Annotated in this window: 22 protein-coding genes; 16 read left to right on the top strand and 6 right to left on the bottom strand. The window is 63.4% G+C overall.

Translation table 11 applies throughout. The features are described 5' to 3' along the window. The first annotated feature begins 16 nt into the window (after positions 1-16). Genes ACWNZ3_RS19830 through ACWNZ3_RS19800 form a run of 7 tightly spaced genes read left to right on the top strand, consistent with a single transcriptional unit; the run spans position 17 to position 7117 of the window. A complete protein-coding gene (locus ACWNZ3_RS19830; RefSeq protein WP_496902004.1) occupies positions 17-934 on the top strand; it encodes an NAD(P)/FAD-dependent oxidoreductase in 918 nt (305 codons plus the stop codon). Continuing rightward, positions 931-2142: a GTP-binding protein gene (locus ACWNZ3_RS19825; protein WP_496902003.1), complete on the top strand. Its 1212-nt coding sequence runs from the start codon at positions 931-933 to the stop codon at positions 2140-2142. Before ACWNZ3_RS19830 ends, ACWNZ3_RS19825 begins: the two co-directional genes overlap by 4 nt. Further along, the gene (locus ACWNZ3_RS19820) at positions 2049-2429 is read left to right on the top strand and encodes a DUF6525 family protein (protein ID WP_496902002.1); all 381 of its coding nucleotides are present in this window, start codon (positions 2049-2051) and stop codon (positions 2427-2429) included. The genes ACWNZ3_RS19825 and ACWNZ3_RS19820 overlap by 94 nt, the downstream gene beginning before the upstream one ends. Further along, entirely contained in the window at positions 2426-3931 is a 1506-nt protein-coding gene (locus ACWNZ3_RS19815; protein ID WP_496902001.1) for an ABC transporter substrate-binding protein, read from the top strand. The genes ACWNZ3_RS19820 and ACWNZ3_RS19815 overlap by 4 nt, the downstream gene beginning before the upstream one ends. Beyond that, positions 3928-4857, top strand: coding sequence for an ABC transporter permease (locus ACWNZ3_RS19810; RefSeq protein WP_496902000.1), 930 nt, complete (start codon positions 3928-3930; stop codon positions 4855-4857). The genes ACWNZ3_RS19815 and ACWNZ3_RS19810 overlap by 4 nt, the downstream gene beginning before the upstream one ends. Beyond that, the gene (locus ACWNZ3_RS19805) at positions 4854-5672 is read left to right on the top strand and encodes an ABC transporter permease (RefSeq protein ID WP_496901999.1); all 819 of its coding nucleotides are present in this window, start codon (positions 4854-4856) and stop codon (positions 5670-5672) included. The genes ACWNZ3_RS19810 and ACWNZ3_RS19805 overlap by 4 nt, the downstream gene beginning before the upstream one ends. Further along, a complete protein-coding gene (locus tag ACWNZ3_RS19800) occupies positions 5669-7117 on the top strand; it encodes an ABC transporter ATP-binding protein (protein ID WP_496901998.1) in 1449 nt (482 codons plus the stop codon). The genes ACWNZ3_RS19805 and ACWNZ3_RS19800 overlap by 4 nt, the downstream gene beginning before the upstream one ends. Here the strand turns inward: ACWNZ3_RS19800 and ACWNZ3_RS19795 are convergent. Further along, complete coding sequence (locus ACWNZ3_RS19795; protein ID WP_496901997.1) at positions 7103-8743, bottom strand: XylR N-terminal domain-containing protein; 1641 nt, start codon at positions 8741-8743, stop codon at positions 7103-7105. The two genes, ACWNZ3_RS19800 and ACWNZ3_RS19795, sit on opposite strands and share 15 nt — an antisense overlap. 240 nt (positions 8744-8983) lie before the next feature. Here ACWNZ3_RS19795 and ACWNZ3_RS19790 point away from each other — a divergent pair, with 240 nt between their 5' ends. The 9 genes from ACWNZ3_RS19790 to ACWNZ3_RS19750 all read left to right on the top strand — a co-directional run bounded on the left by ACWNZ3_RS19790 (position 8984) and on the right by ACWNZ3_RS19750 (position 16927). Continuing rightward, positions 8984-9499 carry a 2,4'-dihydroxyacetophenone dioxygenase family protein gene (locus ACWNZ3_RS19790; protein WP_269360504.1) on the top strand — a complete coding sequence of 172 codons (516 nt, stop codon included), beginning with the start codon at positions 8984-8986 and terminating at the stop codon, positions 9497-9499. 30 nt (positions 9500-9529) lie between these two features. After that, complete coding sequence (locus ACWNZ3_RS19785; protein ID WP_496901996.1) at positions 9530-10366, top strand: SDR family NAD(P)-dependent oxidoreductase; 837 nt, start codon at positions 9530-9532, stop codon at positions 10364-10366. A gap of 90 nt (positions 10367-10456) precedes the next feature. Then, positions 10457-11755, top strand: coding sequence for an ABC transporter substrate-binding protein (locus ACWNZ3_RS19780; protein ID WP_496901995.1), 1299 nt, complete (start codon positions 10457-10459; stop codon positions 11753-11755). Positions 11756-11765: 10 nt separating this feature from the next. Continuing rightward, the gene (locus tag ACWNZ3_RS19775) at positions 11766-12494 is read left to right on the top strand and encodes an ABC transporter ATP-binding protein (RefSeq protein ID WP_269360507.1); all 729 of its coding nucleotides are present in this window, start codon (positions 11766-11768) and stop codon (positions 12492-12494) included. Then, positions 12491-13225 (top strand): ABC transporter ATP-binding protein, encoded by a 735-nt coding sequence (locus ACWNZ3_RS19770; RefSeq protein WP_496901994.1) that lies wholly within the window; start codon positions 12491-12493, stop codon positions 13223-13225. Before ACWNZ3_RS19775 ends, ACWNZ3_RS19770 begins: the two co-directional genes overlap by 4 nt. Next, a complete protein-coding gene (locus tag ACWNZ3_RS19765; protein WP_496901993.1) occupies positions 13212-14072 on the top strand; it encodes a branched-chain amino acid ABC transporter permease in 861 nt (286 codons plus the stop codon). Before ACWNZ3_RS19770 ends, ACWNZ3_RS19765 begins: the two co-directional genes overlap by 14 nt. A gap of 9 nt (positions 14073-14081) precedes the next feature. Beyond that, positions 14082-15083: a branched-chain amino acid ABC transporter permease gene (locus ACWNZ3_RS19760; protein ID WP_496901992.1), complete on the top strand. Its 1002-nt coding sequence runs from the start codon at positions 14082-14084 to the stop codon at positions 15081-15083. A gap of 2 nt (positions 15084-15085) precedes the next feature. After that, positions 15086-16111 carry a zinc-dependent alcohol dehydrogenase gene (locus ACWNZ3_RS19755; protein WP_496901991.1) on the top strand — a complete coding sequence of 342 codons (1026 nt, stop codon included), beginning with the start codon at positions 15086-15088 and terminating at the stop codon, positions 16109-16111. A 60-nt stretch (positions 16112-16171) separates the two neighbouring features. Next, positions 16172-16927 carry an alpha/beta hydrolase gene (locus ACWNZ3_RS19750; RefSeq protein ID WP_496901990.1) on the top strand — a complete coding sequence of 252 codons (756 nt, stop codon included), beginning with the start codon at positions 16172-16174 and terminating at the stop codon, positions 16925-16927. 82 nt (positions 16928-17009) lie between these two features. Here the strand turns inward: ACWNZ3_RS19750 and ACWNZ3_RS19745 are convergent, their stop codons facing one another. Genes ACWNZ3_RS19745 through nirB form a run of 5 tightly spaced genes read right to left on the bottom strand, consistent with a single transcriptional unit; the run spans position 17010 to position 24507 of the window. Further along, positions 17010-18110 carry an SAM-dependent methyltransferase gene (locus tag ACWNZ3_RS19745; RefSeq protein ID WP_496901989.1) on the bottom strand — a complete coding sequence of 367 codons (1101 nt, stop codon included), beginning with the start codon at positions 18108-18110 and terminating at the stop codon, positions 17010-17012. Between the two features lie 10 nt (positions 18111-18120). Beyond that, complete coding sequence (locus tag ACWNZ3_RS19740; RefSeq protein ID WP_496901988.1) at positions 18121-19092, bottom strand: glycosyl transferase family protein; 972 nt, start codon at positions 19090-19092, stop codon at positions 18121-18123. Next, complete coding sequence (locus tag ACWNZ3_RS19735) at positions 19089-21731, bottom strand: molybdopterin-dependent oxidoreductase (protein WP_496901987.1); 2643 nt, start codon at positions 21729-21731, stop codon at positions 19089-19091. Before ACWNZ3_RS19735 ends, ACWNZ3_RS19740 begins: the two co-directional genes overlap by 4 nt. Next, positions 21731-22066 (bottom strand): nitrite reductase small subunit NirD, encoded by a 336-nt coding sequence (gene nirD / locus ACWNZ3_RS19730; RefSeq protein WP_269360520.1) that lies wholly within the window; start codon positions 22064-22066, stop codon positions 21731-21733. The genes ACWNZ3_RS19735 and nirD overlap by 1 nt, the downstream gene beginning before the upstream one ends. After that, positions 22063-24507 carry a nitrite reductase large subunit NirB gene (nirB, locus tag ACWNZ3_RS19725; protein WP_496901986.1) on the bottom strand — a complete coding sequence of 815 codons (2445 nt, stop codon included), beginning with the start codon at positions 24505-24507 and terminating at the stop codon, positions 22063-22065. Before nirB ends, nirD begins: the two co-directional genes overlap by 4 nt. Positions 24508-24509: the final 2 nt, after the last annotated feature.

Below are 24509 nucleotides of genomic sequence, written 5' to 3'. Positions count from 1 at the left end.
TGACGAAAGGTAACAGATGTACGATGTAATCGTTATTGGCGGAAGTTTCGCGGGCCTCACCGCCGCCCTTCAGCTTGGGCGGGCCAGCCGGTCGGTTCTGGTGATAGATGCCGGTTTGCCGCGCAACCGAACTTCGGCGGGGGCGCATGGGGTCGCGGGATGGGATGGCATTGCGCCCGCTGAAATCCTTGGCCGGTTCCGAGATGATCTGAAGGCATATCCCCATTTAAGCCAGCGCGGGGGCAAGGTGACGGCCATCGGCGGCCAGATGGGTGCCTTCTCCGTGACGCTGGAAAACGGCGAGGATTTTGCCGCAAAGCGCCTCATCCTGGCCCATGGCGTGCGTGACATCCTGCCGGATGTTCCCGGACTTGCAGAGGGCTGGGGCCGTCAGGTGCTGCATTGTCCCTATTGTCACGGTTACGAGGTGAAAGGCGAACCGCTGGCCGTCCTTGCCACCTCTCACATGGGTGCCCATCAGGCGCTGATGCTGCGCGCCGATTGGAGCGACCGCGTTACGCTGATCACGGGCGGGATGGACGGTCTTGACCACGCGGCGCTTGAACTGGCCGGTGTCCAGATGGACAGCAGGGCATTGGAAGCCGCGCAAATTGATGAAGGCGGCATTACCCTGAGCCTGTCCGGCGGCGACAGTCAGAGGTTTGCCGCCCTGTTCCTGGGGCCCCGGACCACCCTGGCGGAAAGTCCGGCGGCGCATCTGGGATGTGCCCTGTCCGACGGGCCGATGGGGCCTTTCGTGAAAGTGGGGCCGATGGCGCAGACCAGTATTCCGGGCGTCTTCGCCGCAGGAGATGTCGCACGTCCGATGCCCAACATAAACTTCGCTCTTGCCGACGGGGCGCAGGCCGGAAGCGGTTGCCACGCCTCGCTGCTGTTTCCCGAAATCGTCACACCCGTGGAGGCCGCCCAATGACTGACCCGCGTCTGCCCGTAACTGTCCTGTCCGGCTTTCTGGGGGCTGGAAAGACCACCTTGCTCAATCGCGTGCTGAACAACCGCGAGGGGCGGCGTGTGGCCGTCATCGTCAACGACATGTCCGAGGTGAACATCGACGCCGATCTGGTCCGCGAGGGCGGTGCAAACCTGAGCCATACCGACGAAACCCTGGTCGAGATGTCGAACGGCTGTATCTGCTGCACGCTGCGCGATGATCTTCTGCAGGAGGTCCGGCGCCTGGCCGAGGATGGTCGCTTTGACTATCTGCTGATCGAATCCACCGGCATTTCCGAGCCGCTGCCCGTGGCGGCGACTTTCGATTTCCGGGACGAGGCGGGGAACAGTCTCTCGGATGTGTCGCGCCTCGACACGATGGTGACGGTGGTCGATGCGGTGAACCTGCTGCGCGATTACGGCAGCCATGATTTCCTGCGTGACCGTGGCGAGACGCTGGGCGCAGACGACGAGCGCACGCTGGTCAACCTGCTGGTCGAGCAGATCGAGTTCGCCGATGTGGTGATCCTGAACAAGGTCGCGGATGCCGCGCCGCATCAGGTTGACGCGGCGCGCAAGATCATCCGCAGTCTGAACGCCGATGCGCGCATCATCGAGACCAGCCATTCCGAGGTGCCCGCCAGTGCCATCCTGGACACGGGGCTGTTCGACTTTGAAAAGGCACATGAACATCCGATGTGGGCAAAGGAGCTATATGGCTTTGCCGACCATGTGCCGGAGACCGAGGAATATGGCGTGGCCAGTTTTGTCTACCGCGCAAGGGCACCCTTCGAGCCAGAGAAGATCCTGTCGGTCCTGAACGGTGCGCTTCCCGGTGTGATCCGCGCCAAGGGGCACTTCTGGATCGCCACCCGCCCCGATTGGGTGGCTGAATTCAGCCTTGCCGGGGCATTGTCATCGGTCAAGCCTCTGGGCACCTGGTGGGCCTCCGTTCCGCGTGACCGCTGGCCGGATCACGAGGGCGCGCGCCAGTACATGGCTTCGCATTGGTCGGAACCCTGGGGCGACCGGAGGCAGGAACTGGTGTTCATTGGTGCCGGTATCGACTGGCCGGCGATCAAGGCGCGGCTTGATGCATGTCTCGTGCCCGAAGACCTTGCGCCGGGTCCCGACGCCTTGCCCGAGATGTCCGACCCATTCCCGGTATGGCGATCTGCGGAGGCAGGGTGATGGCCCCAACCAACCGCGGTGCAACCAGCCTCAGAACCAGGCGCCGCGCCGAAGACCCGATGCAGGTCTTTGATGCGCTGCCGGCCCCGATCCGATCCTGGCTATCCCAGGCGGCGCTGCCGTGGTCCCCGGCGTCCTGCCGAAAGATCCTGCGGCGGGCGCGGGCCTGTGGCGAAGGCATTGAAGGCGCCATTGCGCGGCTGAACCGCGCCCAACAGAAAACCCTTTCCCGCGACCGCCACGTCGCAATACCACGCTCTTTCTTCAAACAGGATACCAACAGATGACCAGAACTTTCCTCAAGGCGGCCGTGGCGCTCGCATGTTTTGCGATGCCGGTGCTGGCGCAGGCGGACAACAGGCTTGATGTCGTCGCACAATTCGAGATCAAGGCACCGGAGCCCGCGACCAGCGGTTATATCTTTACGCGGATGGGGGTGGCTGAAACGCTGGTGAATGCAAATGCCGATGGTGAACTGACCCCCGGTCTCGCCACCTCCTGGGAGGTTTCGCAAGACGGGCTGACCTGGGTCTTTGCCCTGCGTGAAGGCGTGGTTTTCCACGACGGCAGCGCGATGACCGCAGATACTGTGGTCAATGCGCTTGAGATTGCGCGCGCCAAACCCGGTCCGTTGCAGGACTTGCCGATTACAGGCATCGCGGCGGGTGACGGCGAAATCACTGTCACCCTGTCGGAGCCAATGGCGGCTTTGCCCGCGTTCCTTGCGGAATACCGGTCACAGATCCTGTCGCCCGCGTCATATGCTGCGGATGGCACGGGGGTCGCGATCATCGGCACCGGCCCCTACCGGATCACGGCGATGGAACCGCCGCTCAGCCTGGATGCGACGGCCTTTGCCGAATATTGGGGAAATGCGCCGCATATCGCGGATGTCAGCTATTCCGGTGTCAGCCGGGTCGAAACACGGGCGCTGATGGCAGAATCCGGCGAAGCCGAATTCGTTTTTGGCCTTGATCCTGCCAGCGTCTCGCGGCTGGGCATGCTGGATGATGTCGAGGTGCTCTCGGTTGCCATTCCCCGCACGCTTCTGATCAAGGTCAATGCGGGTCACCCGTTTCTGGCCGAACCCGATGCCCGCCGCGCGCTGAGCCTTGCGATTGACCGTGCCGGTATCGCACAGGCGGTGCTGCGCTATCCCGAAGGGGCCGATCAATTGTTCCCGCCCTCCACCGCAGACTGGCACAACGATGCGCTTGCCCCGCTCGCCTATGAGGTGGAGGAGGCCAAGAAGTTGCTTGCCGATCTGGGATGGGAAGCGGGCAGTGACGGTATCCTAACACGGGACGGGGCGCGTTTCGCGGTCACCCTGACAACCTATCCTGACCGGCCGGAACTGCCGTTGGTTGCCGCGGTGCTGGAACAGCAGTTCCGCACGATCGGTATTGACCTGACCGTCAACACGACCAACTCCTCAGAAATACCCGCAGGGCATCAGGATGGCTCGCTGGAGCTTGGCCTGATCGCGCGCAACTTTTCTCTTGTCCCCGATCCGATTGGCACAATCCTGGCCGACTACGTTGGCAATGGCGACTGGGGGGCGATGAACTGGCGGAACGAAGAATTCGCAACGCTTCTGCGCGGTCTGGCGCGGGGTGACGGCGGAAACGCGGAACGTGCCAGGGCATCTGAAATCCTGCAATCGGAACTGCCGATCATCCCGATTGCCTGGTATCGGCAGACGCTGGCCGTATCAGACAGGGTAACAGGCGCGGAAATCGACCCGTTCGAGCGCAGCTTCGGCCTGGAGAACATCCGGTGGGCGGAATGAAGGTGCTTGTTTCGCGCCTGGTGCAGGCGGTGATGGTCGCGATCCTGATCGGCACCGCCACATTCATCATGATGCGCAGCCTGCCCGGCGATGCGGCCTGGCGCATTGCTGCGGGCCGGTACGGCTATGACAACGTCGATGCCGCTGCCGCCGATGCGGTGCGTGGCGAACTGGGCATTGACGGCCCGGCGCTGCCTGCCCTGCTGCAATGGCTGAGCGATCTGGCGCGGTTCGATTTTGGAAATTCGCTTGTCAGCGGCCAGCCCGTGATGGACGAGATTGTGCATCAGCTGGGCGCGTCGGCCACCCTCGCGCTGGTGGCGCTTCTGCTGTCGCTGGTCATCGGGCCACCCCTTGGCATTCTCGCGGGGCTCAGGCCGGGCGGGGTGCTGGACCGTGTGCTGCTGGTCGCTTCGACCGGGGTAAAGGCCGTTCCGCAGTTTCTCATGGCGCTTGTCCTGATCGTGCTGCTTGCCGTGCACCTGCGATGGCTGCCCGCGGCGGGGCACGGCGAGCTGCGCCATTTCATCCTGCCGGGCCTGACACTTGCCCTTGGACTGGCGGCGGTCAATGCGCGCATCACGCGGGACGCCATGGCACGTATCGCGGATATGCCGTTCTGGCGATTCGCCCAATGGAAGGGGCTGTCCGAACGGCAAACCCTGCTGCGGCACGGGCTGCGCAACGTCTCTGTGCCGCTGATCACCTATCTTGGCCTGCAATTCGTGACACTTGTCGAAGGGGTGATCATCGTTGAATCGATCTTCGGCTGGCCCGGCATCGGGCATGCGCTGGTTCACGCGATATTCTCGCGGGATGTGCCGATGGTGCAGGGCACGGCGCTGGTGCTGGGGCTCGGCTTTGTCATCGTCAACAGCGCCATCGACCTTGCCGTGCGGCGACTTGATCCGAGGGTTACGGGATGAGCAGTATTGATTTCCAAACAACGCGCCGCCTGCCGCTGTCGCCAATGCGCACAGTCGGCATCGGCCTGATCGCGCTGGTGGCCGCCCTGTCGTTGCTTGGCCCCGTGATCGTTCCGGGCAATCCCCTTGCACAGTCCCTGATCAAGGCATTGGCCGGGCCGGAAACTGGCGCGCCGCTGGGCTATGATCACCTTGGCCGGTCGGTTTTTCACCGTCTGGCAGATGCGCTGCGTCTGTCACCTGTCATCGCCCTGGCCGCGGTGGCAACGGCCGGTGCTGCGGGGCTGGTCCTGGGCACGCTTTCGGCGGCCAAAGGGGGCTGGATCGACCGGATTTTCGTCATGCTGGCGGATGCGCTGCTGGCGCTTCCGGGCCTGTTGCTGGTTCTCATTGTGCTGGCCATGGTGCCGGGGACGGCGCTTGGGTTCTGGGCGGGGCTGTCGCTGGTGCTTTGGGTCGAGTTCTTTCGCCTGACCCGTGCGGCCACGCGCGAAACCCTGGCCTCGCCCGCCGTGCAGGCGTCCAGGCTTCTCGGGTTCGGTCCAGTCTATCTTTTCCGCGTCCATATCTGGCCCGAAATCGCGCCGATGATGCTGACCGCCGCTGCCTTCGGAACCGCCACTGCGATCATGGCCATTGCGGCGCTCGGGTTTGTGCATGTGGGCATGCGCGCGCCCACGCCTGAACTGGGCCTGATGATGGTTGAACTGCTGCCCTACTGGCGCGAGGCGCCGTTGGCGCTCCTGTCGCCGGTCGTGGCCACATTTGCCCTGCTGCTGGGCCTTACCCTTCTGGCCGGGAGCCGTGAAACATGAGCCTGTTGATTGCCGAAGACATCACGGTCCGGGACGGGGCCACATCCCTTTTGTCGCCGATATCGCTGCACTTCGATCCGGGAGAGCCACTGGTCATCCTGGGTGAAACCGGATCGGGCAAGAGCCTGCTGGCGCAGGCCCTGATGGGCACGCTGCCCGAGGGGTTGGAGGCAAAGGGCCGTGTCGCCATCGGCGACCGTGTCCTGAATGCCGGAACCCCGGATCGGTTCCGGGGGCTTTGGGGCCGAGAAATAGGCGTTCTGCCGCAAGAACCGTGGCTGTCGCTTGATCCCCTGATGCGGGCCGAAACGCAGATTGCTGAAGCACATCGTCTGGTGCACGGCCTGTCGCCCCGCGTCGCACGGGCCCGCGCCGCTTCCGACCTGTCGGAGCTTGGACTTGCCGAGGCCGGATCACGGTATCCGCATCAACTGTCCGGCGGCATGGCGCAGCGGGTGGCCATCGCCGCCGCCCGTGCCGGGGGTGCCCGCATCGTGATTGCGGATGAACCCACCAAGGGGCTGGATGCCGCGCGCCGGGACGAGGTCGCCGATCTTCTGTTGTCCGAAATGGGGCAGGCGGGCGGATTGCTGATCATCACCCACGATCTGTCACTGGCCCGCCGGATCGGCGGCAGGCTCATTGTCCTGCGCGCCGGTCAGGTAGTCGAGAGCGGCACGACCCGTGACATCTTTGCCGCGCCGGGTCAGGCCTACACACGGGAACTTTTCGCCGCCGACCCGGAAAGCTGGAGCCCCCGTCCGTCAGCGGCGCATCCCGGCCCTGCGGTGGTCAGCGCCGAAGACCTCGCGCTGGTTCGGGGTCAGCGGACCTTGTTCCAAGGTGTTTCGCTTAAGATCGCGGCGGGGCAGGTATTTGGCGTCACCGGCCCCTCCGGATGCGGCAAATCCTCGCTTGGTGATGCCATTCTTGGGCTGATGCCGCCCGCCCATGGGCGGATCAGGCGGCAAGGTGGCGCGCATCCCTTTGCCTTCCAGAAACTCTATCAGGATCCCGTCGCGGCCTTTCCGCGCAAGCGCAGGATTGGCGAGGCTCTGGCGGATGTGGTGACAATGGCGGGCTGTGCTTCGCGCGAGGTTGATGTGCTGATGGAGAGCCTTGGCCTTGACCCCAAATTGCTGCAACGCAGGCCCGGTGCCGTGTCAGGCGGGGAATTGCAGCGTTTGTCCTTGCTGCGCGTCTTGCTGCGCAAACCCGCTTTCATATTCGCAGATGAACCGACCTCGCGGCTCGACCCCATCACGCAGGCCAGTGTGATAAGGCTTGTGACGGGCGCTGCGGATACCGACGGTATCGCCGTGATGATTGTCAGTCACGATCAGGCCCTGATCCGCAATACCGCAGACAGCGTGCTGTCACTGTCCGAGCCTGGCAACGAGGAGAACGCCCTGCGCCACCGGCGCCACGCATCATCGCTGTCGTGAGGTTCTGGCACCCTGAGCGGTCAGGCGATAATCCAGCTTCGCCCGGGTAAGACCAAGGCGACGGGCGGCAGCTGACACGTTGCCGCCCGCTTCCTGCAGCGCAAGCTGTTCAAACTGCGCGACGGCGCCATCTATGGACATATCCTGATCCAACAGCGCCTTGAGGGAGGTCCAGACCGCTTCGATTTCGTCCTCGGTTGGCAATCTGCCGGCCCCGGTTGTCTCCAGCGGGGATGGGTCAACCGCCAGGGACCGGGCGATATCTTCGGCTGTGATCGCCGTGGGGGTCGCCGATTGAAGGGCCGCCCTCAGGATCGTGCTTCTCAGCTCGGGCAGGTTACCGGGCCAGCTCTGGGCCCGGATGAAAGCACGCGCATCCGGGGTAAGGTGACCTTCGAACCCGGATTTCTGCGTGCTGAGGTGAGACAGGTAAATGTCGCCGAACAGCGCAATGTCATCCTCCCGCGCAGCCAGCGCCGGCAATGTAACGGGCAGAATGGACAGCGCATGAAGGAATTCTGCCCGCAAATTGCTGCTGCGCTGTAACCGGGGCAAGGACAGATGCGATATCCCGATCAGCATGAAGTTCTCGGGCGCCGCGCCGTCGGTGTGCACCAGATCCACCAGTTCAAGCTGCGTGTCGAGGGGCAGATCCTCCAGCGTTTCGATCACCAGGGTCTGTTCCCGCGCCCCCTTTTTGGTCAGCGTATGGCGAATGTTCTGTATCAGCGCCGGCAGGGTATCGGATGCGCCATGCACACGGTGCAACTGGCCGGATGGAAACCGCCTTGTGTGAAGCCAGGCCGCAGCCTTGAAACACCCTGCGCCATCAGGCCCGGTGATCAACGTGCTTAATCCCGCCCTCGCCAGTTGCTCAAGCTCCCGGTGTACCGGGGCCACGATCATGTCTTCCAGAATGCCCGCTGCCTTGCTGCCCTGTGCCACGCCTTCCTTGCGCATGCGCGGCGAAGTCTCGGGCCGTGTGACCAGCACTTCGTCCAGAAAAATGCGCACGAACGGGTCGTCCTTGCCCCAATCGTCGACGGTCTTGCCCACGACACGGCAGGATTTGTCGCCCATCGCCGCGCAGCTTACCTCTTTGTAAAGGATCAGCTTGCTGAAAAAGACACTGGCGTATCCGGCGGCATATCCCGTCTGCGCCCAGCACACCGGTTTGGTCGCGCGCCCGTGACGCCGCGCGTATTCCATCGCCTCGACGGAATCGTGCCAGAGAAAATCGCCGGAAAACCGGTTGTTCTTGAAATCGAAATCATTGTGAAGCGTTTCAACGCGCACGGTGCCTGTCACCATGTGAATGCGCGTGCCCGCCGTGAAGGCATCTCCGATGTCGAGATTGGGCCAGGCGCGCCGGATGAATTCCGCATCCTCGCGGCCGTTGCGATAGCCAAGGCGCAACAGCAGCACCATTGCCTCATGTTCGCCGAAGCGCCGGATGAGCTCGTCCTGCAGGTCTGCGCCAAAGGTCGCCCGGGAAAGCACCATGCGCGCGCCGTTCAGCTCGATGCTGCCGCGCGACGGCCGGAACGTCATCCGGTCCAGCATGTCAGCCAGGGTCGGACGCCCGCCGCGGTCCAGAAATTCCAGTTCGTCACGATGTGTCTTCATCGGAGTATTTAACCATATCATCAGACGATTTCATCATATAATTAAGCCGCAATGCAGAAATGTGGGCCTGCATCCATTCTCTGTCCCGGCCCGGCCAACAAATCTTTCCCTGTATTCCTTACGAAAGGCCGCTCAAAACGCGGTTGCTGCGTTGCGGCACGAAAAAAGATTTTGACGCCGTGACGGACTCGACTGTCTCCTGTGTGTCGCTCCTGAAATCGGGGCCATAGGGAGGAAGACATGAACGATCAAAAGCTGATTACAAAACTGCCGGATGAACCCCACGAAGCGATGATCCATCGTTTTGGCAAAGAGGGTGCTTTCATCCCCGGCGATGACGAGAACAACCCCTGGGTTCCCTTCGGTGAGCAAGCTGCGATCAAGCATCTGGCATTCGACGTCCGGCAAAACTCCGCGGCGAATATCCTTTGGGTCAAGGGCGGCGGACGCATTGGAACACACCGTCACCGCGGCGTCGTATCCGCCGTCACGCTTGAGGGTTCCTGGGGCTATCACGAATATGACTGGGTCGCGCGCCCGGGTGATTTCGTCTACGAGCTGCCGGGCACGGCGCATACGCTCTACTCGGACGATCCGAACGGCATGAAGGCACTTTTCTGGCTGAGCGGCGCGATCGAGTTCTTTGACGATCAGGCAAATTTCGAATTCACGGCGGACGTGTTCTGGTTCATCGACCATTATGTCACCTACTGTGAAGCCAACAACATCCCCGTCAACAAAGACATGTTCATCTGATCCGGAACGCGATCAGTGAAGGAGGAATGCATGTCGCTTGAGACGATGTTTGATGTGGCGGGAAAATCCGTCATCGTGACCGGCGCCGCCTTTGGTCTGGGCCGGGCCTATGCCGAGATCATGGCCGAGCGTGGGGCCAATGTGACCTTGTTCGACCTGGACAAGGATCAGTTGGACCGCACTGTTGCCGAGATCCGCGAACTTGCCCCGAGGGGCAGAGTGACCGGTGCCGTGGTGGACGTGACGGACCGCGCGACGCTGAGCGCGGCCTTCGACGACGCGGCCAGGGCGCAATCGGGCATTGATGTCGTCTTTGCCAACGCCGGGGTGGACGCGGGTCCGGGGTTCCTGACCCCGGAGGGCAGGCGCAATCCGGAGGGCCAGATCGACACGCTGGACGACGCCCATTGGGACAAGGTGATCGGGGTCAACCTGACCTCCGTCTACAACACGATGAAACTGGCGGCGCGCCATATGAAGCAGCAGAACCGTGGCGGTGCGATCATCGCAACATCGTCCATCGCGGCATTCTACGTCGACGGGATCGTGGGCACACCCTATATGCCGGCGAAGGCGGGACTCAGCCATCTGGTCAAGCAACTGGCGATGGAACTGGGGCGCTACCAGATCCGCGTGAACGCCATCTGTCCGGGGCCCTTCATCACCAACATTGCGGGCGGGCGCATGGCCAATGTCGAGGACCGGCAGGCGTTTATCCGTTGGTCCTGTCTTGGACGCGTCGCGGAGGCGGATGAGATCAAGCCCCTGGCGCTGTATCTTGCGTCCAACGCATCGGCTTATGTCACCGGATCGCAGATGGTGATCGACGGTGGCCTGATCCTGCGACCGGCCCAGGAAATAGAATGAATTTCGGACAGGCGGCCTGCAGCCGCCTTCCGCCACTCGTCACCAACCGGGAAGGAGGAGCCCGGCGTGACGTCATCAAGGAGGATTACCATGACACTCGAAATCAATCCAAAGACCTATATGGACCGGCGTTCGCTGCTCAAGGGGCTGGGGGCAGTGACCGCTGCAACCATCGCACTGCCACATGCGGCACGTGCGCAAGATTCCAAGACGATCAAGATCGGCGTCATCAGCCCGTTGACCGGGCCGTTGTCCCTGTTCGGGGAGACCGACGAATATACGGTGACCAAGATCATGGCCCTGGTTGCCGACGGGATCAGCGTCAACGGCGAGACCTACAATATCGAGATCCTTATACGGGATGCACAATCCAACCCCAACCGGGCGGCGGAACTGGCCGGCGATCTGATCCTCAACGATGAGATCGCGCTGATGCTGCCGGCCTCGACCACCGACATCAACAACCCGACGGCCGATCAATGCGAGCTTTATGGCGTGCCCTGCATCTCGTCGAGCTCTCCCTGGCAAGCCTTTGTGATGCCCCGTGGAGGGGCTGACAGCCCTTTCACCTGGACCTACCATTTCTTCTGGGGTCTCGAAGACGTGCTTGGCACCTTTACCGGCATGTGGCGGTCGATCGAAACCAATGGCAAGGTGGGGATGCTGTTCCCGCGCAATGCCGATGGCGAGACCTGGGGCAACGAAGAATACGGCCTGCCCAATGCCGTGCGCGAAGCCGGCTTCGAGGCATTCGCCCCATCCATGTTCGAACCGCGGACCAACGATTTCTCGGCTCAGATTGCCGAGTTCAAGGCGAACAATTGTGATATCGTCGGCGGCATCACCTATGTGGCGGACCTCAAGACCTTCATCACGCAATGCAGCCAGCAAAATTACAAGCCCAAGGTGGTGACCGTGGCCGCTGCGCTGCTTTTCCCGTCCGGCATCGAAGCCATGGGGGATCTGGGCGAAGGCATGTCATCCGAAGTCTGGTGGACCCCGGCATTCCCCTACAAATCGTCGCTGACCGGTCAAACCAGCAGCGAAATAGCGGAGGTCTGGGAATCGGAGACCGGCAAGCAATGGACCCAGCCGCTGGGGTATTCACATGCCCTGTGGGAGGTCATCCTGGACACGCTCAAGCGCTCCGCCGATCCGCTGGACCGCGACGCCAACCGCGCGGCGCTGGCGGCCACCAATCTGGACACCCTCGTCGGCAACATCAACTTCACCGAAGGTCCGCACCCGAACATCTGCAAGACGCCGATCTTTGGCGGCCAGTGGGTCAAAGGTGAAAAGTGGCCCTTCGATCTGGAGATCGTGGACAATACGCTTTATCCCGACGTGCTGGACCCCGATACTGTGATGAAACCTCTCGACTGGTCCTGAGGGGGATCACATGACTGATCAGATGCTCTTGTCAGCGCGCGGTCTGACCAAGCGTTTCGGCGCTGTCACCGTGGTGGACGACGTGACCTTTGACGTGCCACGCGGGACGGTGCTTGGCATCCTTGGTCCCAATGGTGCAGGCAAGACGACGCTGTTCAATCTGATCAGTGGTGATCTTGCTGCGAATGCGGGGGAGCTGTCTCTGGACGGGTCCCAGCTCTCTGCCGAACCGCCCTACGAACGGTGCAAACGCGGGATTGGCCGCACCTATCAGGTGCCCCAGCCTTTCGGCAATATGACGGCCTTCGAGAACCTTATGGTTCCCGCGATGCTGAGTGCCCGGATGAGCGAGGCGGAGGCAAGCGCACATGCCGCCGAGGTCTTGCGCGACTGCGGGTTGCTTGCGCAGGCCAACAAGCTTGCGGGGGGTCTGACATTGCTGGACCGCAAACGCCTTGAACTGGCGCGCGCGCTTGCGGGCAAGCCAAAGCTTTTGTTGCTGGACGAAATTGCCGGCGGCCTGACGGAGGCGGAGGGTGCTGCGCTTGTGACCCTAGTCCGGCGGGTGCGCGACCGGGGCGTTACCATCATCTGGATTGAACATGTGCTGCACGCGCTCATGGCGGTCGCGGATCAGGTTCTGGTGTTGAACTTTGGCAGGAAGATCGCCGAGGGCAGCCCTGATACGGTGATGCAGGATGCCGAGGTGCAGCGCGTTTACATGGGGATCGAAGCATGACCGGCACAGCCATTCTTTCGACGCATGGCCTGGTCGGCGGATACGGCGACTTTCAGGCCCTGTTCGGGATCGACCTGCATCTGCTGCAGGGGGAGGTCATTGCGCTGATCGGCGCAAATGGCGCGGGCAAATCCACATTTCTCAAATCGGTCTTCGGGCTTTTGCCGGTTGGCCGCAACATGGTTCGCTACGAGGGGGTGCCCGTTGGCGGCACGCCGGCGCACAAGATGGTCGGGCGCGGTCTGGCCATGGTGCCGGAAGGCCGCAGACTGTTTGCCGGCATGACCGTCGAAGAGAACATGCGTGTCGCCATCGACCACGCGCGCCTTCCCGAAAGCGAGGGGCAATGGACCCGGGACCGCTTGTTCGAGCTGTTTCCCATCCTGCGCGAGAAACGCAACCAGCCAATCGAGGACCTGTCGGGCGGTCAGCAGCAGATGGTCGCGATTTCGCGCGCGCTGCTCTGCCAACCCAGGGTGCTTTTGTGCGATGAGCTGAGCCTTGGTCTGGCGCCCAGGGTAATCCGGGAAATCTATGCGGTCTTGCCGGAAATCATCTCGGGGGGCACATCTATCGTTCTTGTGGAGCAGGACGTGTCGCTGGCGCGGGAGGCTTCAAACCGCCTGTATTGCATGCTGGAAGGACGGATCACGCTGACCGGCAATTCTAACGAAATCTCCCGCGATCAAATCGCCGCGGCCTACTTCGGAGCGTCCAATGCAGTGGCTTGATGCAATTGTCCAGGGGGTGCTCCTGGGGGGCATGTACGCCCAATATGCGCTTGGCATGGCGTTGATGTTCGGTGTGATGCGGATCGTGAACATCGCCCATGGCGACGTGATGATCCTGCTGTCGCTCATCGCGGTGTCATTGGCGGGGGCGCTTCCGTTCGGTAACATCGGTCTGGTCCTCGTGATCGTGCCCATTGCCGTGGCCATCGGCTGGATCTTGCAAAAGGTTATCCTGAACCGGGTGGTCGGTGCCGATCCGCTGCCGTCACTGATCGCGACCTTCGGCCTGTCGATCGCGCTGCAGAACCTGATGCTGGAAATCTGGTCCGCCGATACGCGCAGTTTGCCGAATTCCGATATCGCCAGCGCAAGTTTCCAGATTGGTCCGATTTACCTGGGTCTGCTGCCGGTGATCGTTCTGGTCTGTGCATTTGTCATTGCCGGCGGTCTGGACGCCGTGCTGCGTTACACAAGGTTCGGGCGCGGCCTGCGGGCGGCGGCCGCCGATACCGAAGCGGCGGCAATGACCGGCGTCGATCCCAAACGTATCTATGCGACGGCAACGGCGATTGCCGTGGGCATCCTGGGCCTTGCCGCGATCTTTGCAGCGCTCCGGGCGACGGTGTCGCCGTCTGACGGGCCGGCGCAGCTGATCTATGCCTTCGAGGCGGTCATCATCGGGGGCATGGGCTCAATCTGGGGCGCGTTCCTTGGGGCAATGGTGCTGGGGATCGCTCAGGCCGTTGGTTTGCGGGTCGATCCAGGGCTTGGAATTCTCTTCGGCCATCTTGTGTTCCTTCTGGTGCTCGCAACGCGCCCCGAAGGCATCATGGCGCGTAAGAAGTAGGGGCGGAAAATGAACACGATCAAACAGATGCGCGTCCAGCGCGCGACCACCTCCAGCCGGATTGCCATGACCATCGGCCTCTTCCTGCTTCTGGCGTTGGTGGCCATGCCCTGGTGGGCGACATCGGGCAACATCCGCTGGGCGATCGAGCTGTGCTGCTATATCGCCATCGCCCAGATGTGGAACCTTCTTGCCGGATACGCCGGGCTTGTTTCGGTCGGGCAACAGGCCTTTATCGGTGTGGCAGGCTACATGCTGTTCGTTCTGGCACAGAACTTTGGCGTCAACCCGTTTTTCGCCGTGATCCTGTCCCTGATCGCACCTGCGGTTCTGGCGGTGCCGACCTATTTCCTGCTCAGGCGTCTGGACGGTCCCTATTTCGCCATCGGCACCTGGGTTGTCGCAGAGGCCGTGCGATTGGCGACCTCAAACATCGACTATGTGAATGCGGGGGCCGGCATGACCCTGCGCGTCATGACGCAATACAGCCAGCACGAACGCGAGGTCGCCTTTGTGATCTTATGTGCAATCCTGCTGATCGTGACCATCGGCGGCAGCTACTGGCTTCTGAGGTCGCGACACGGTCTGGCGCTGACCGCGATGCGGGACAATCCCGTTGCCGCTGCCAGCCAGGGCGTCAATGTCGGCAAGCTGCGGCTCTATATATTTGTCGCCGCAGCCGTGGGAACGGGCTTTGCGGGCGCGATCTATTACATGGCGCAGTTGCGGATCACCCCCTCTGCCGGTTTCGATCCGTTCTGGGCCTCGATGGCGATCTTCATCGTGATGGTCGGCGGGATCGGTTCCATCGAAGGGGCCCTCATCGGCGCGCTGATCTATTTCTTCGCGGACCGGTTGTTCGGTGAGTTCGGCTCTGCCTACCTGATCGTGCTCGGCATCCTCACCCTCATCATCGCGCTCTATGCCCGGGGTGGCGTCTGGGGGCTGCTGCAGAAACTCGGGGATCATCCCTGGTTCCCGGTGCGTCGCAAACTGATCCTGGAGGAGTGATCATGAAAGCCGCTATCTTCGACGCCCTGGGCAAACCGCTCCGGATCGGCGACGTGAAACTGCCCGAGGCCGGGCGGGGACAGGTGCTGCTCAAAGTGTGCCGCTGTGGCATCTGCGGCTCCGACCTTCACATGACCGAAGACCCGACATTCGGGCTGGAAGGCGGCGAGGTGATCGGCCACGAGTTCTCCGGCGAAGTGATCGACGTGGGCTCTGGCGTCACGGGCCTCAAACCTGGCGATCACGTTTCGGCTGCTCCCCTGCGGGGCTGCGGCGCCTGTGCATCCTGCAAGCGGGGCGAGCCTGCGTGGTGCGCGAACTTCGATCTGATCGGCGGCGGGTTTGCCGAGTTTGCGGCGCTCGACGCGGTGCAATGCCGCAAGCTCCCCTGGGGCATTTCCGCCATCGACGGCGCGCTCGCAGAACCGCTGAGCGTGGCGCTTCACGGCATCCGGCGTGCGCGCATGCAACCGGGTGCCAGGGTGCTTATTGTCGGCGCCGGTGCCATCGGGCTTGCCGTCGCCTTCTGGGCGCGACGCATGGGGGCGGCGCATGTCGTGGTCGCTGACCTTCACGACCATCAACGCGACCGCGCCATGGAACTGGGCGCCACGGATTTCATCCTGTCCGGCAAAGACATGGCCCGACGCCTGGCCGAAAGTTGCGGCGGGAGCGCGCCGGAGATCGTCTTTGAATGCGTTGGCAAACCGGGGCTGATTGACCATTGTGTCGACCTTGTCGCGCCGCGCGGCAAGGTGCTTGTCCTCGGGCTTTGCACCGCGCCCGATCACATGAACAGCTTTCGCGCAATCTCCAAGGAGGTCGACATCGTAATGTCGGTGTTCTTCACGATGCCGGAATTCGAAATGGCCATCCGCACCCTGGACGGCGGCACCCATACACCGCACCATCTGATTTCCGACCATGTGAGTCTGCTTTCGATGCCAGAGGCTTTTGAGGCATTGAGAAGCCGCACAACCCAATGCAAGGTACTTGTCGATCCAAGTGGCTTTGTGGCGCAAAACTGATCAAGGCTGGGCAATGCCCCCCGCACCGGAGGATCGGCAGATCATGGAGGAGAAAATGACATGGTAGATGTTCTTGAAGGAGCCGAAGCATTCGAGTTCGAGGGAAACGACATCGGCGTGCTTGTAATTCATGGCTTTACCGGCAGCACCCAAAGTATGCGTTACCTTGGTGAGAAATTGCACAAGAAATTCGGCTTTACCGTCGTGGGGCCGCGTTTGCCCGGTCATGGCACATCGGTTGCCGATATGGCGCCGACCGGTGCCACCGATTGGGTCGGAGAGGCAGAGCGGGCGCTGAAGGCGCTTGCCGCGCGCAAGTCAAAGGTCTTTGTGACGGGTCTTTCCATGGGTGGCACGATTACCCTCAACCTGGCATGGCGACACAAGGAGATTGTCCAGGGCATCGCGCCGATTGCCGGCGCGGTCGGCATCCTCAACGATCCGATGTCAGGTGCCATGTTCCTTGACCCGATGCCGGAGCTGTTGCCGGGCGTGGGATCGGACATCAAGGCACCGGATGTGAAAGAGCTGGCCTATACCGAAGTACCGACTGTCTGCCTTGGGGAACTTACCAAGCTGATCATGGCGACCGGCACCATGCTGCGGGAAATCACCTGTCCGACGCTGGTGATCCAGGGCCGCGAAGATCATGTGGTTCCGGCCGCGAATGCGAATTTGATCGTCAACGGCGTATCGTCGGATGAGGTGCGTCTGCTTTGGCTGAATGAATCATATCACGTCGCCACGCTCGACAACGACAAGGATTTGATCGTGGATTCCGTAGGGACGTTCTTTGAACATCTGGCCGGTAAATAGCAGGGTTTTGCGGTGCCGTCTCGCAACCGCTGGAGGCCCGGGCGCTGCGCCGGAAAGGCACTTTTGTCATTCTGACTTCAGGTCAAACGCCAATGTTCTGCCCGGCAGCGATTGCCGAGCGAAAGGCAGGTTGCGGGTCTCTTCCCCCGCTCAGCTGCTGACCTGAGGCGGCGGCAAGGGCGCTTGCCGCCGTGACACCGGGAACAATCTCGACGCGGACATTGGCGGCGGTGGCGGCGTCCAGTGTTTCTTTGGCATGACCGGAAATGCCCGCGTCGCCGGATTCCAGGCGGACGACGCGGCGGCCCTTGGCGGCTTCGGCCAAGACCAATCTGCAGATGCGTTCCCCTGGCCAGATATGCGTGCCAGGGACATTCCCCACAAAAACACGCTCTGCATCCCGGCGGGCGAGTTCCAGCACATCAGGATCGACAAGCCCATCGTAGAAGATCACATCGGCCTCTTGCAGACGCTCGACAGCGCGCAGGGTCAGCAGATCGCGCGCACCGGGGCCCGCGCCCACCAATGCAATCTGACCCTGCCTGTCGGGCAGGTCTTTTGTTGCAATTGTGCGTTTCAGCAGATCGGCAGCGGCGCGTTCCTGTCCGGTCTTGTGCAACTGCCAGGGGGCATCGGCAAATGCCCATCGCCAGAACGCCCGACGGTCCGGTTTTGGGATATGTGCCGCAACCGCGCCGCGCAGCCGCCCGGCAAGGGCTGCAAAGCTGCCAAGCCGCGGGTCCAGCATCTGCTCGACCTCGGTCTTGATCCGGCGGGCAAGCACCGGGGCGGTTCCTTCGGTGCCGATGGCCACGACCACCGGATCGCGGTCCACCAGTGACGGCGTGGTCATGTCGCAAAGCGACGGCTGGTCCACCACATTGACCTGCGCCCCCGCCGCTTTTGCGAGCGCATGCAGCGCCGCATCGAGGCCGGGGCAACCGCTCGCGATAAAGACAAGCGCCGCATCGGCAAAATGTTCCGGTGTGAAGGGCCCGGCATCCTGTGTCGCACGCCCTGTCGCCACCAGATCCGCCAGTTCAACGTCCAGGACCGGTGCCAGCAGCACCAGCTTCGCATCGGTCTTGAGCATCAGGCGCGCCTTTTGCGCAGCCTGCTCCCCACCGCCCACAATCACAACGCGGCGGTTGGTGGTGCGGATGAACATGGGAAAGCTGTGCATGATGGTCCCCTCAGGCGGCTTTGGCGTCGTGGCGGCGCAGCCACAGGTCCCGTGCCAGCCGGGCCGGGTCGGCAATGCCGCAGGCCTCCAGCGCAAGGGCTGCGGTGCTGATGATGATGGCCATGGCGAACGGGTCCTGAATGCGGCCCTGCCAGACATCGGCCAATGTACTGTCGGTTTCGGACAGGCGCTGGTGGCCGCTCAGCACCGTGCCGGTCTGCCCTTCCCAGATGGCGCCGTCCTGCAATCCGTGCAGGGTGATGTCCTTGGTCGGGTGATGCTCGAACTCGCCCCCACCGCCCTTGAGCACGCGCAGGCCGGGCTGGTTCAGCAGCAGCGCCGCATCGCGCTGCAATTCGCGGTAGGAGGGATGAAAGACCCCCTGCAAGGCGATCGGCGCAGCGGCCGGGTTCAACATGCGCAGCACGGTGTTGATGCAGGACCGCAGGCCCAGAACGTCACGCAGGCGCAACAGGTCCAGCAGGGCAGGGCAAAGCGCTTCCAGCGGGACATAGGCAATACCGGTTTGCGCCAGTGTTCCGGGGGCGTCGGCCCATGGCACTTGCGGGATACCGACATCGGCGAGCGCGGCACGTACGCTTGCCCCCGTCGCCTGATGTGAATTCCAGCCGTGCATCAGCACCGGATAGCCCGCCTGGGCCACCAGTTTCGCTGCGGCCAGAAACCACGGCTGCCCACGGGTGCGCCCGGCGGCATAAGACGGCCAGTCAACAGCGGGGGCGGGCCCTGTCCAGAGCGCAAGTGCGGCCCGCGCCCCGTCGGTCAGCCCGGCGATTTCTTCGGCGACCTCGCCCTTCATCCGCATCAGCATCAGCATCGCGCCGATGGCTTCGGGGGCGGCATCCCCCGACAGGATCACCGACATTGCCGCCCGCGCCTCGGGCATCGTCAGCGACCGCGCGCGGCCCTGTCCGCGACCAAGGATGGCAACATAGGGTGCCAGTGCAGTGGGTTCGGTCATTCTGCGGCCTCCACCTGTCTGGCACCAGCCAGCAGAGCGGCGATTTCCGGGCGGCAGGAACCGCAGGTCATCCCCGCGCCGGTACATTCGCCCACCTGCGCGACGGTTGTTGCCTGTCCGCTGGCGATGGCGGCACCGATGGTGTTCAACCCGACACCCAGACAGGCACAGACAACGGGGCCGGGGTCCGGCATATCGGCACCGGGGCGCCCCGACAGCGGAGTTCCGGCAACCTGCCCCAGCTGCGCGGCCAGAAAGTCGCGCGACAGTGACACTGGCTTGGGCGAAACGAACAATGCAGCCAGCAGGCGGTTGTCGGGGTCCAGAAAGGCCAGGCGCGCGGTGCCGGTCGCGGGGTCCGCGACGGATTGACAGCGGGCATGGGGCAGGGCGAACAGGCGGCGCGCCTCGGCCTCCCAGTCCTGCGTTGCGATGCCGCCCGCCAGTTCCGCCCGCCAGCCGCCGGTCACGCGGCTGCGCGCCCAATAGCTGCAGTCGGGGGTCAGGGTGCCGGTGCTGACCGCAAAGCCGAACCAGGCGGCATCATGGGGGGCAAGCGCCACCACGGCGGCCTTGCTTTCGGGCTGGCCCGACAACGGGTCCACGGCGCCGGGGACCAGCGCGTCGATGCGCCCGGTGGGGGCGGTTTCGCCGGTCCAGTGCATCGGGGCAAAGACCTGCCCACGCTGCACCCGGTCTGTAATGAGCGCCCGCAAGATGCAGCGGCCTGTCGGGCTGGTGGCTGCGACCAGTGAAGCAGGCGCGATGCCAAGCGCCCGTGCGTCCAGCGGATGAATTTCCAGAAATGGCTCGCCCAGGTGCTGGTTCAGGCGCGGAGCTTTGGCAGTGCGGGTCATCGTGTGCCACTGGTCGCGGATGCGGCCGGTGTTCAGCACGAAAGGGTAGCGCGGGCCGGTACGGGCCACGGGCGCACGGGCGGTTACGGGAATCATCCGTGCGCGGCCCTGCGGGGTAAAGAACCGGCCATCGGCAAAGAACCGTTCGGTGCTGCCCTGCTTGGTCACGGGCCAGCGGGTGGGTGCCAGATCGGCATAGCCGTCGGCCCCCAGCCCGGTCAGCCCGGATATGTCAAAATCGCGCCCCGCCGTGGCGGCGGCCAGACCCGACAGTCTGGCATGTTCGTCAAAGATCTGGGCCGGGGTGGCATAGTCAAACGCCTCGGGCCAGCCCATGCGACGGCCAACGTCGCAGATGATGGCCCAATCGGGCCGGGCCGCGCCGGGGGCGGGCAGCACAGCGCGCTGGCGGCTGATCGTGCGGTCGGAATTGGTGACGGTGCCGTCTTTCTCCCCCCAGCCGGTTGCCGGCAACAGCACATGGGCCAGCCGCGCCGTATCGGTCCGGGCTGTCACATCGCTGACCACGACGAAATCGCAGCCCGCAATCGCCTCGCGCACCGCATCGGCATCCGGCATGGAGACGGCGGGGTTGGTGCACATGATCCACAGCGCCTTGATCCGGCCGGCCCGTACCTGCCTGAAGAGGTCAACTGCCTTCAGCCCTGCGCCCTCGGCCATGGCAGGGGCTTTCCAGAACTCGCCAACCAGCGCGCGGTGACCCGCGTCTTCGAGGTCAAGGTGACAGGCCAGCGCATTGGACAGGCCACCGACCTCGCGACCACCCATGGCATTGGGCTGGCCAGTGACGGAGAACGGCCCCATCCCCGGTTTGCCAATGCGGCCCGTGGCCAGGTGGCAGTTGATGATCGCATTGACCTTGTCAGTGCCGGAGGAGGATTGGTTCACGCCCTGGCTGAACACGGTCACGACCTTTTCGGTGCGCAGCCACATCGCGCAGAAGGCGGCCAGTTGCTCTGCGGGCAGGCCGGTCACTTCCGCGCGCTGTGCCTGTGCCGCCTGCAAGGTCTCTTCAAAGCCGTCGACATGGTTCAGATAGGTCGGGTCCAGCGCGCCGCCCTCATGGATCGCGGCCAGCAGACGGTTGAACAGGGCGACGTCACTGCCCGGCGCAAGGGCCAGATGCAGGTCCGCCAGATCGCAGGTGGCGGTGCGGCGTGGGTCGACCACCACGACCTTCATCGCGGGGCGCGCGGCCTTGGCCGCCGCAAGGCGCTGGTAAAGGACCGGATGGCACCAGGCCAGGTTGCTGCCCACAAGCACCACCAGATCGGCCAGTTCAAGGTCCTCATATGTGCCGGGCACGGTATCTGTGCCAAAGGCGCGTTTTTGCCCCGCCACGGTCGAGGCCATGCAGAGACGGGAATTGGTGTCGATATTGGCCGAGCCGATGAAGCCTTTCATCAGCTTGTTGGCGACATAGTAATCCTCGGTCAACAGTTGCCCCGAGACATAGAAGGCGACCGAATCCGGGCCATGCTCCGCGATGCTGCGCGAAAACCGGTCCGCGACCAGTGTAAGGGCGCTGTCCCAATCGGTATCTGCGCCAAAGGCGCGCGGTGACAGCAGCCGGTCGTCCAGCGACAGGGTATCCCCCAGCGCCGTGCCTTTGGAACACAGCCGTCCGAAGTTGGCCGGATGTTCCGGATCGCCGCGCACCGACAGGCCGCCCTTGCCATCGGGCCGCACCAGAACGCCACATCCGACGCCGCAATAGGCGCAGGTGGTGCGCAGCTCTTCGTGATGCGCCGATCCGTCCATCAGGCCACCCGCTCGCGGCGCAGCTGCGTGGTATCCAGCAGGATGCGCCCACCGTCGATCCGCGTGGCATAGGTATTGACCGCACCGCTGTCGGCGCCCTGCGCCAGCCCGGTGTCCAGCCGCAGCACCATGTTGTGCAGCGGGCAGGTGACGGATCTGCCATGCACGATACCTTCGCTCAGCGGTCCGCCCTTGTGCGGGCAGGCGTCGTCGATGGCAAAGACTTCGTTCTCGGCGGTGCGAAAGATGGCAATGCAGCCGATGTGGGTCTTGATGATGCGCGCGCCCCGTTCGGGGATGTCTTCCAGCGCGCCGATATCTGTCCAGTCGGTCATTCCGCAGCCTCCAGGGTAAGATCGGCCAGCGGCGCATAGAGCGCGCGATAGGCCGGTTTGGTACGTTCCGCCCAGGGGTCCTGCTGCATGAACTTTTGCGCGTAGTAAAAACGGTCGGCCAATGCGCGGCGGCTGTCGGCATCGGTCACAACCCGTTCGACGATGTGGTCAAGACCCACGTTGTCCATCCACTTGTACATCCGTTCCAGATAGGCGGCCTCTTCGCGGTAGAGCTGGACCACCGCGGCGGTGTATTCCAGAACCTCGTCCTCTGTCCTGACGGTGCACATCACCTCGGTGCCCTGAATGTGCAGCCCCGCAGCGCCGCCGATGTGCAGCACATAGCCGCTGTCGACACAGATCACGCCCACGTCCTTGCAGGTGCTTTCGGCGCAGTTGCGCGGGCAGCCCGACACCGCCATCTTGACCTTGGCCGGTGTCCACGACCCCCAAAGCGCCTTTTCCATGCGGATGCCAAGGCCGGTGCTGTCCTGGGTGCCAAAGCGGCAATGATCGCTGCCGACGCAGGTTTTCACCGTGCGCAAGCCTTTGGCGTAGGCCTGACCGCTGACCATGCCTGCGGCATTCAGATCGGCCCAGATGTCGGGCAGGTCCTGTTTCTTGACACCCAGCAGGTCGATGCGCTGGCCGCCTGTCACCTTGACGGTCTGCACCGCGTATTTATCCGCCGCATCCGCAATCGCGCGCAGCTCGTCCGGGGTGGTGATGCCCCCCCACATGCGCGGCACGACGGAATAGGTGCCGTCCTTTTGGATGTTCGAATGCATCCGCTCGTTCACGAAACGGCTTTGATCGTCGTCCTGATATTCGCCGGGCCAGTCGCACAGCAGGTAATAGTTCAGCGCCGGACGGCAGGAGGCGCAGCCGCAGGAGGTGGTCCAGCCGCATTCCTGCATGACGGCGGCCATGGACTTCAGCGCGCGCGACTTGATCAGGCGACGCACGTCCATATGGGTCAGCGGTGTGCAGGGGCACATCGGCTTGACGGTCTGCGCCTCGAACCCGTCCCCAAGTGTCAGTGCCATGACCTGTTCGACCAGCCCGGTGCATGTCCCGCAGGAGGCGCTGGCCTTGGTCTGCGCGCGCACGTCGGACAGGGTGGTGGCCCCGCCGTTGATCGCGTCGACTATGGTGGATTTGCAAATGCCGTTGCAGCCGCAGATTTCTGCGTCACCCGGTAAGGCTGCAACGGCTGCCAAAGGGTCCGAGGGGGCACCCCCCTGAAACGCCGGTCCGAATATCAAGGTGTCGCGCATGTCGGACACGTCGCTGTGGTCCTTGATCAGCCCGTGAAACCAGGCGCCGTCACCAGTGTCGCCATACATGACCGCGCCGATCAGCCGGGTGCCCTGCAGCACCAGCCGTTTGTAGACGCCGCGCGCGGGATCGCGGAAAACGATGTCTTCGCGGCCCTCGCCTTCGGCAAAATCGCCCGCGCTGAACAGGTCGCAGCCGGTGACTTTCAGCTTGGTTGCCACCTCCTTCGGGGTGAAGGCCGCTGGCCTGCCGCCCAGGGTTTCGGTGGCGACCTTGGCCTGATCGTAAAGCGGGGCAACAAGGCCAAAGACCGCGCCCTGATGTTCCACACATTCGCCCAGGGCCAGGATATTGGCGTCGGAGGTGACCATGGCATCGTCCACATGGATGCCGCGCCCGACCGCAAGTCCGGCTTCCTGCGCAAGCGCCACGTTCGGACGGATGCCCACCGCCATGACCAGCAGGTCACAGGGAATTTCGGTGCCATCGTCCAGCCGCAACCCGCTGACGCGCCCGTCGGTGCCAAGGATTTCCTGCGAGTTGGCCGAGGTCAGGACATTGATGCCTTTCTCCTCCAGCGACTTTTTCAGCAGATAGCCTGCGGCCTCGTCCAACTGGCGTTCCATCAGGTGACCCATGACGTGAATAACCGTCACATCGACGCCCTGCGCCTTCATGCCTGCGGCCGCTTCCAGCCCCAGCAGGCCGCCGCCGATGACGATGGCCCGCGCGCCGGGTCTGGCACCCAGGGCCATCATCGTTTCGGTGTCGTCCAGATCGCGGTAGGGGATGAGACCCTCCAGGTCATGGCCGGGCAGGGGGATCATGAAGGGGTTCGATCCGGTGGCGATGACGACGCGGTCATAGGGCACCGCGCCGTTCTCACCGACAACGACCTGCGCCTCCCGGTCGATCCGCAGCACCTTTTCGCCAAAACGGCAGGTGACACCATGGCTTTCGTACCAATCGGCATCATGGGTGACGATCTCAGCATAGGTCTTGTCCCCCGCCAGCACGGGCGAGAGCATCAGCCGGTTGTAGTTGCCGCGCGGCTCGGCATTGAACAGGGTGACTTTCCACGCGCCGGGCTGGGTTTCGAACAGATGCTCCAGCATCCGGCCCGAGGCCATTCCGGCACCGATAACAATCAGATTTCTGGTCATGA

It is taken from the genome of Sulfitobacter sp. IGS-18 (assembly GCF_059628195.1).
This window is presented reverse-complemented; position numbering and strand designations above follow the sequence as displayed.

What these genes read in the sequence shown, in the direction of transcription:
- ACWNZ3_RS19830 (WP_496902004.1), top strand. Translation starts at nt 17, where the DNA reads ATGTACGATGTAATCGTTATTGGCGGAAGTTTCGCGGGCCTCACCGCC.
- ACWNZ3_RS19825 (WP_496902003.1), top strand. Translation starts at nt 931, where the DNA reads ATGACTGACCCGCGTCTGCCCGTAACTGTCCTGTCCGGCTTTCTGGGG.
- ACWNZ3_RS19820 (WP_496902002.1), top strand. Translation starts at nt 2,049, where the DNA reads ATGTCTCGTGCCCGAAGACCTTGCGCCGGGTCCCGACGCCTTGCCCGA.
- ACWNZ3_RS19815 (WP_496902001.1), top strand. Translation starts at nt 2,426, where the DNA reads ATGACCAGAACTTTCCTCAAGGCGGCCGTGGCGCTCGCATGTTTTGCG.
- ACWNZ3_RS19810 (WP_496902000.1), top strand. Translation starts at nt 3,928, where the DNA reads ATGAAGGTGCTTGTTTCGCGCCTGGTGCAGGCGGTGATGGTCGCGATC.
- ACWNZ3_RS19805 (WP_496901999.1), top strand. Translation starts at nt 4,854, where the DNA reads ATGAGCAGTATTGATTTCCAAACAACGCGCCGCCTGCCGCTGTCGCCA.
- ACWNZ3_RS19800 (WP_496901998.1), top strand. Translation starts at nt 5,669, where the DNA reads ATGAGCCTGTTGATTGCCGAAGACATCACGGTCCGGGACGGGGCCACA.
- ACWNZ3_RS19795 (WP_496901997.1), bottom strand. Translation starts at nt 8,743, where the DNA reads ATGAAGACACATCGTGACGAACTGGAATTTCTGGACCGCGGCGGGCGT.
- ACWNZ3_RS19790 (WP_269360504.1), top strand. Translation starts at nt 8,984, where the DNA reads ATGAACGATCAAAAGCTGATTACAAAACTGCCGGATGAACCCCACGAA.
- ACWNZ3_RS19785 (WP_496901996.1), top strand. Translation starts at nt 9,530, where the DNA reads ATGTCGCTTGAGACGATGTTTGATGTGGCGGGAAAATCCGTCATCGTG.
- ACWNZ3_RS19780 (WP_496901995.1), top strand. Translation starts at nt 10,457, where the DNA reads ATGACACTCGAAATCAATCCAAAGACCTATATGGACCGGCGTTCGCTG.
- ACWNZ3_RS19775 (WP_269360507.1), top strand. Translation starts at nt 11,766, where the DNA reads ATGACTGATCAGATGCTCTTGTCAGCGCGCGGTCTGACCAAGCGTTTC.
- ACWNZ3_RS19770 (WP_496901994.1), top strand. Translation starts at nt 12,491, where the DNA reads ATGACCGGCACAGCCATTCTTTCGACGCATGGCCTGGTCGGCGGATAC.
- ACWNZ3_RS19765 (WP_496901993.1), top strand. Translation starts at nt 13,212, where the DNA reads ATGCAGTGGCTTGATGCAATTGTCCAGGGGGTGCTCCTGGGGGGCATG.
- ACWNZ3_RS19760 (WP_496901992.1), top strand. Translation starts at nt 14,082, where the DNA reads ATGAACACGATCAAACAGATGCGCGTCCAGCGCGCGACCACCTCCAGC.
- ACWNZ3_RS19755 (WP_496901991.1), top strand. Translation starts at nt 15,086, where the DNA reads ATGAAAGCCGCTATCTTCGACGCCCTGGGCAAACCGCTCCGGATCGGC.
- ACWNZ3_RS19750 (WP_496901990.1), top strand. Translation starts at nt 16,172, where the DNA reads ATGGTAGATGTTCTTGAAGGAGCCGAAGCATTCGAGTTCGAGGGAAAC.
- ACWNZ3_RS19745 (WP_496901989.1), bottom strand. Translation starts at nt 18,110, where the DNA reads ATGCACAGCTTTCCCATGTTCATCCGCACCACCAACCGCCGCGTTGTG.
- ACWNZ3_RS19740 (WP_496901988.1), bottom strand. Translation starts at nt 19,092, where the DNA reads ATGACCGAACCCACTGCACTGGCACCCTATGTTGCCATCCTTGGTCGC.
- ACWNZ3_RS19735 (WP_496901987.1), bottom strand. Translation starts at nt 21,731, where the DNA reads ATGGACGGATCGGCGCATCACGAAGAGCTGCGCACCACCTGCGCCTAT.
- nirD (WP_269360520.1), bottom strand. Translation starts at nt 22,066, where the DNA reads ATGACCGACTGGACAGATATCGGCGCGCTGGAAGACATCCCCGAACGG.
- nirB (WP_496901986.1), bottom strand. Translation starts at nt 24,507, where the DNA reads ATGACCAGAAATCTGATTGTTATCGGTGCCGGAATGGCCTCGGGCCGG.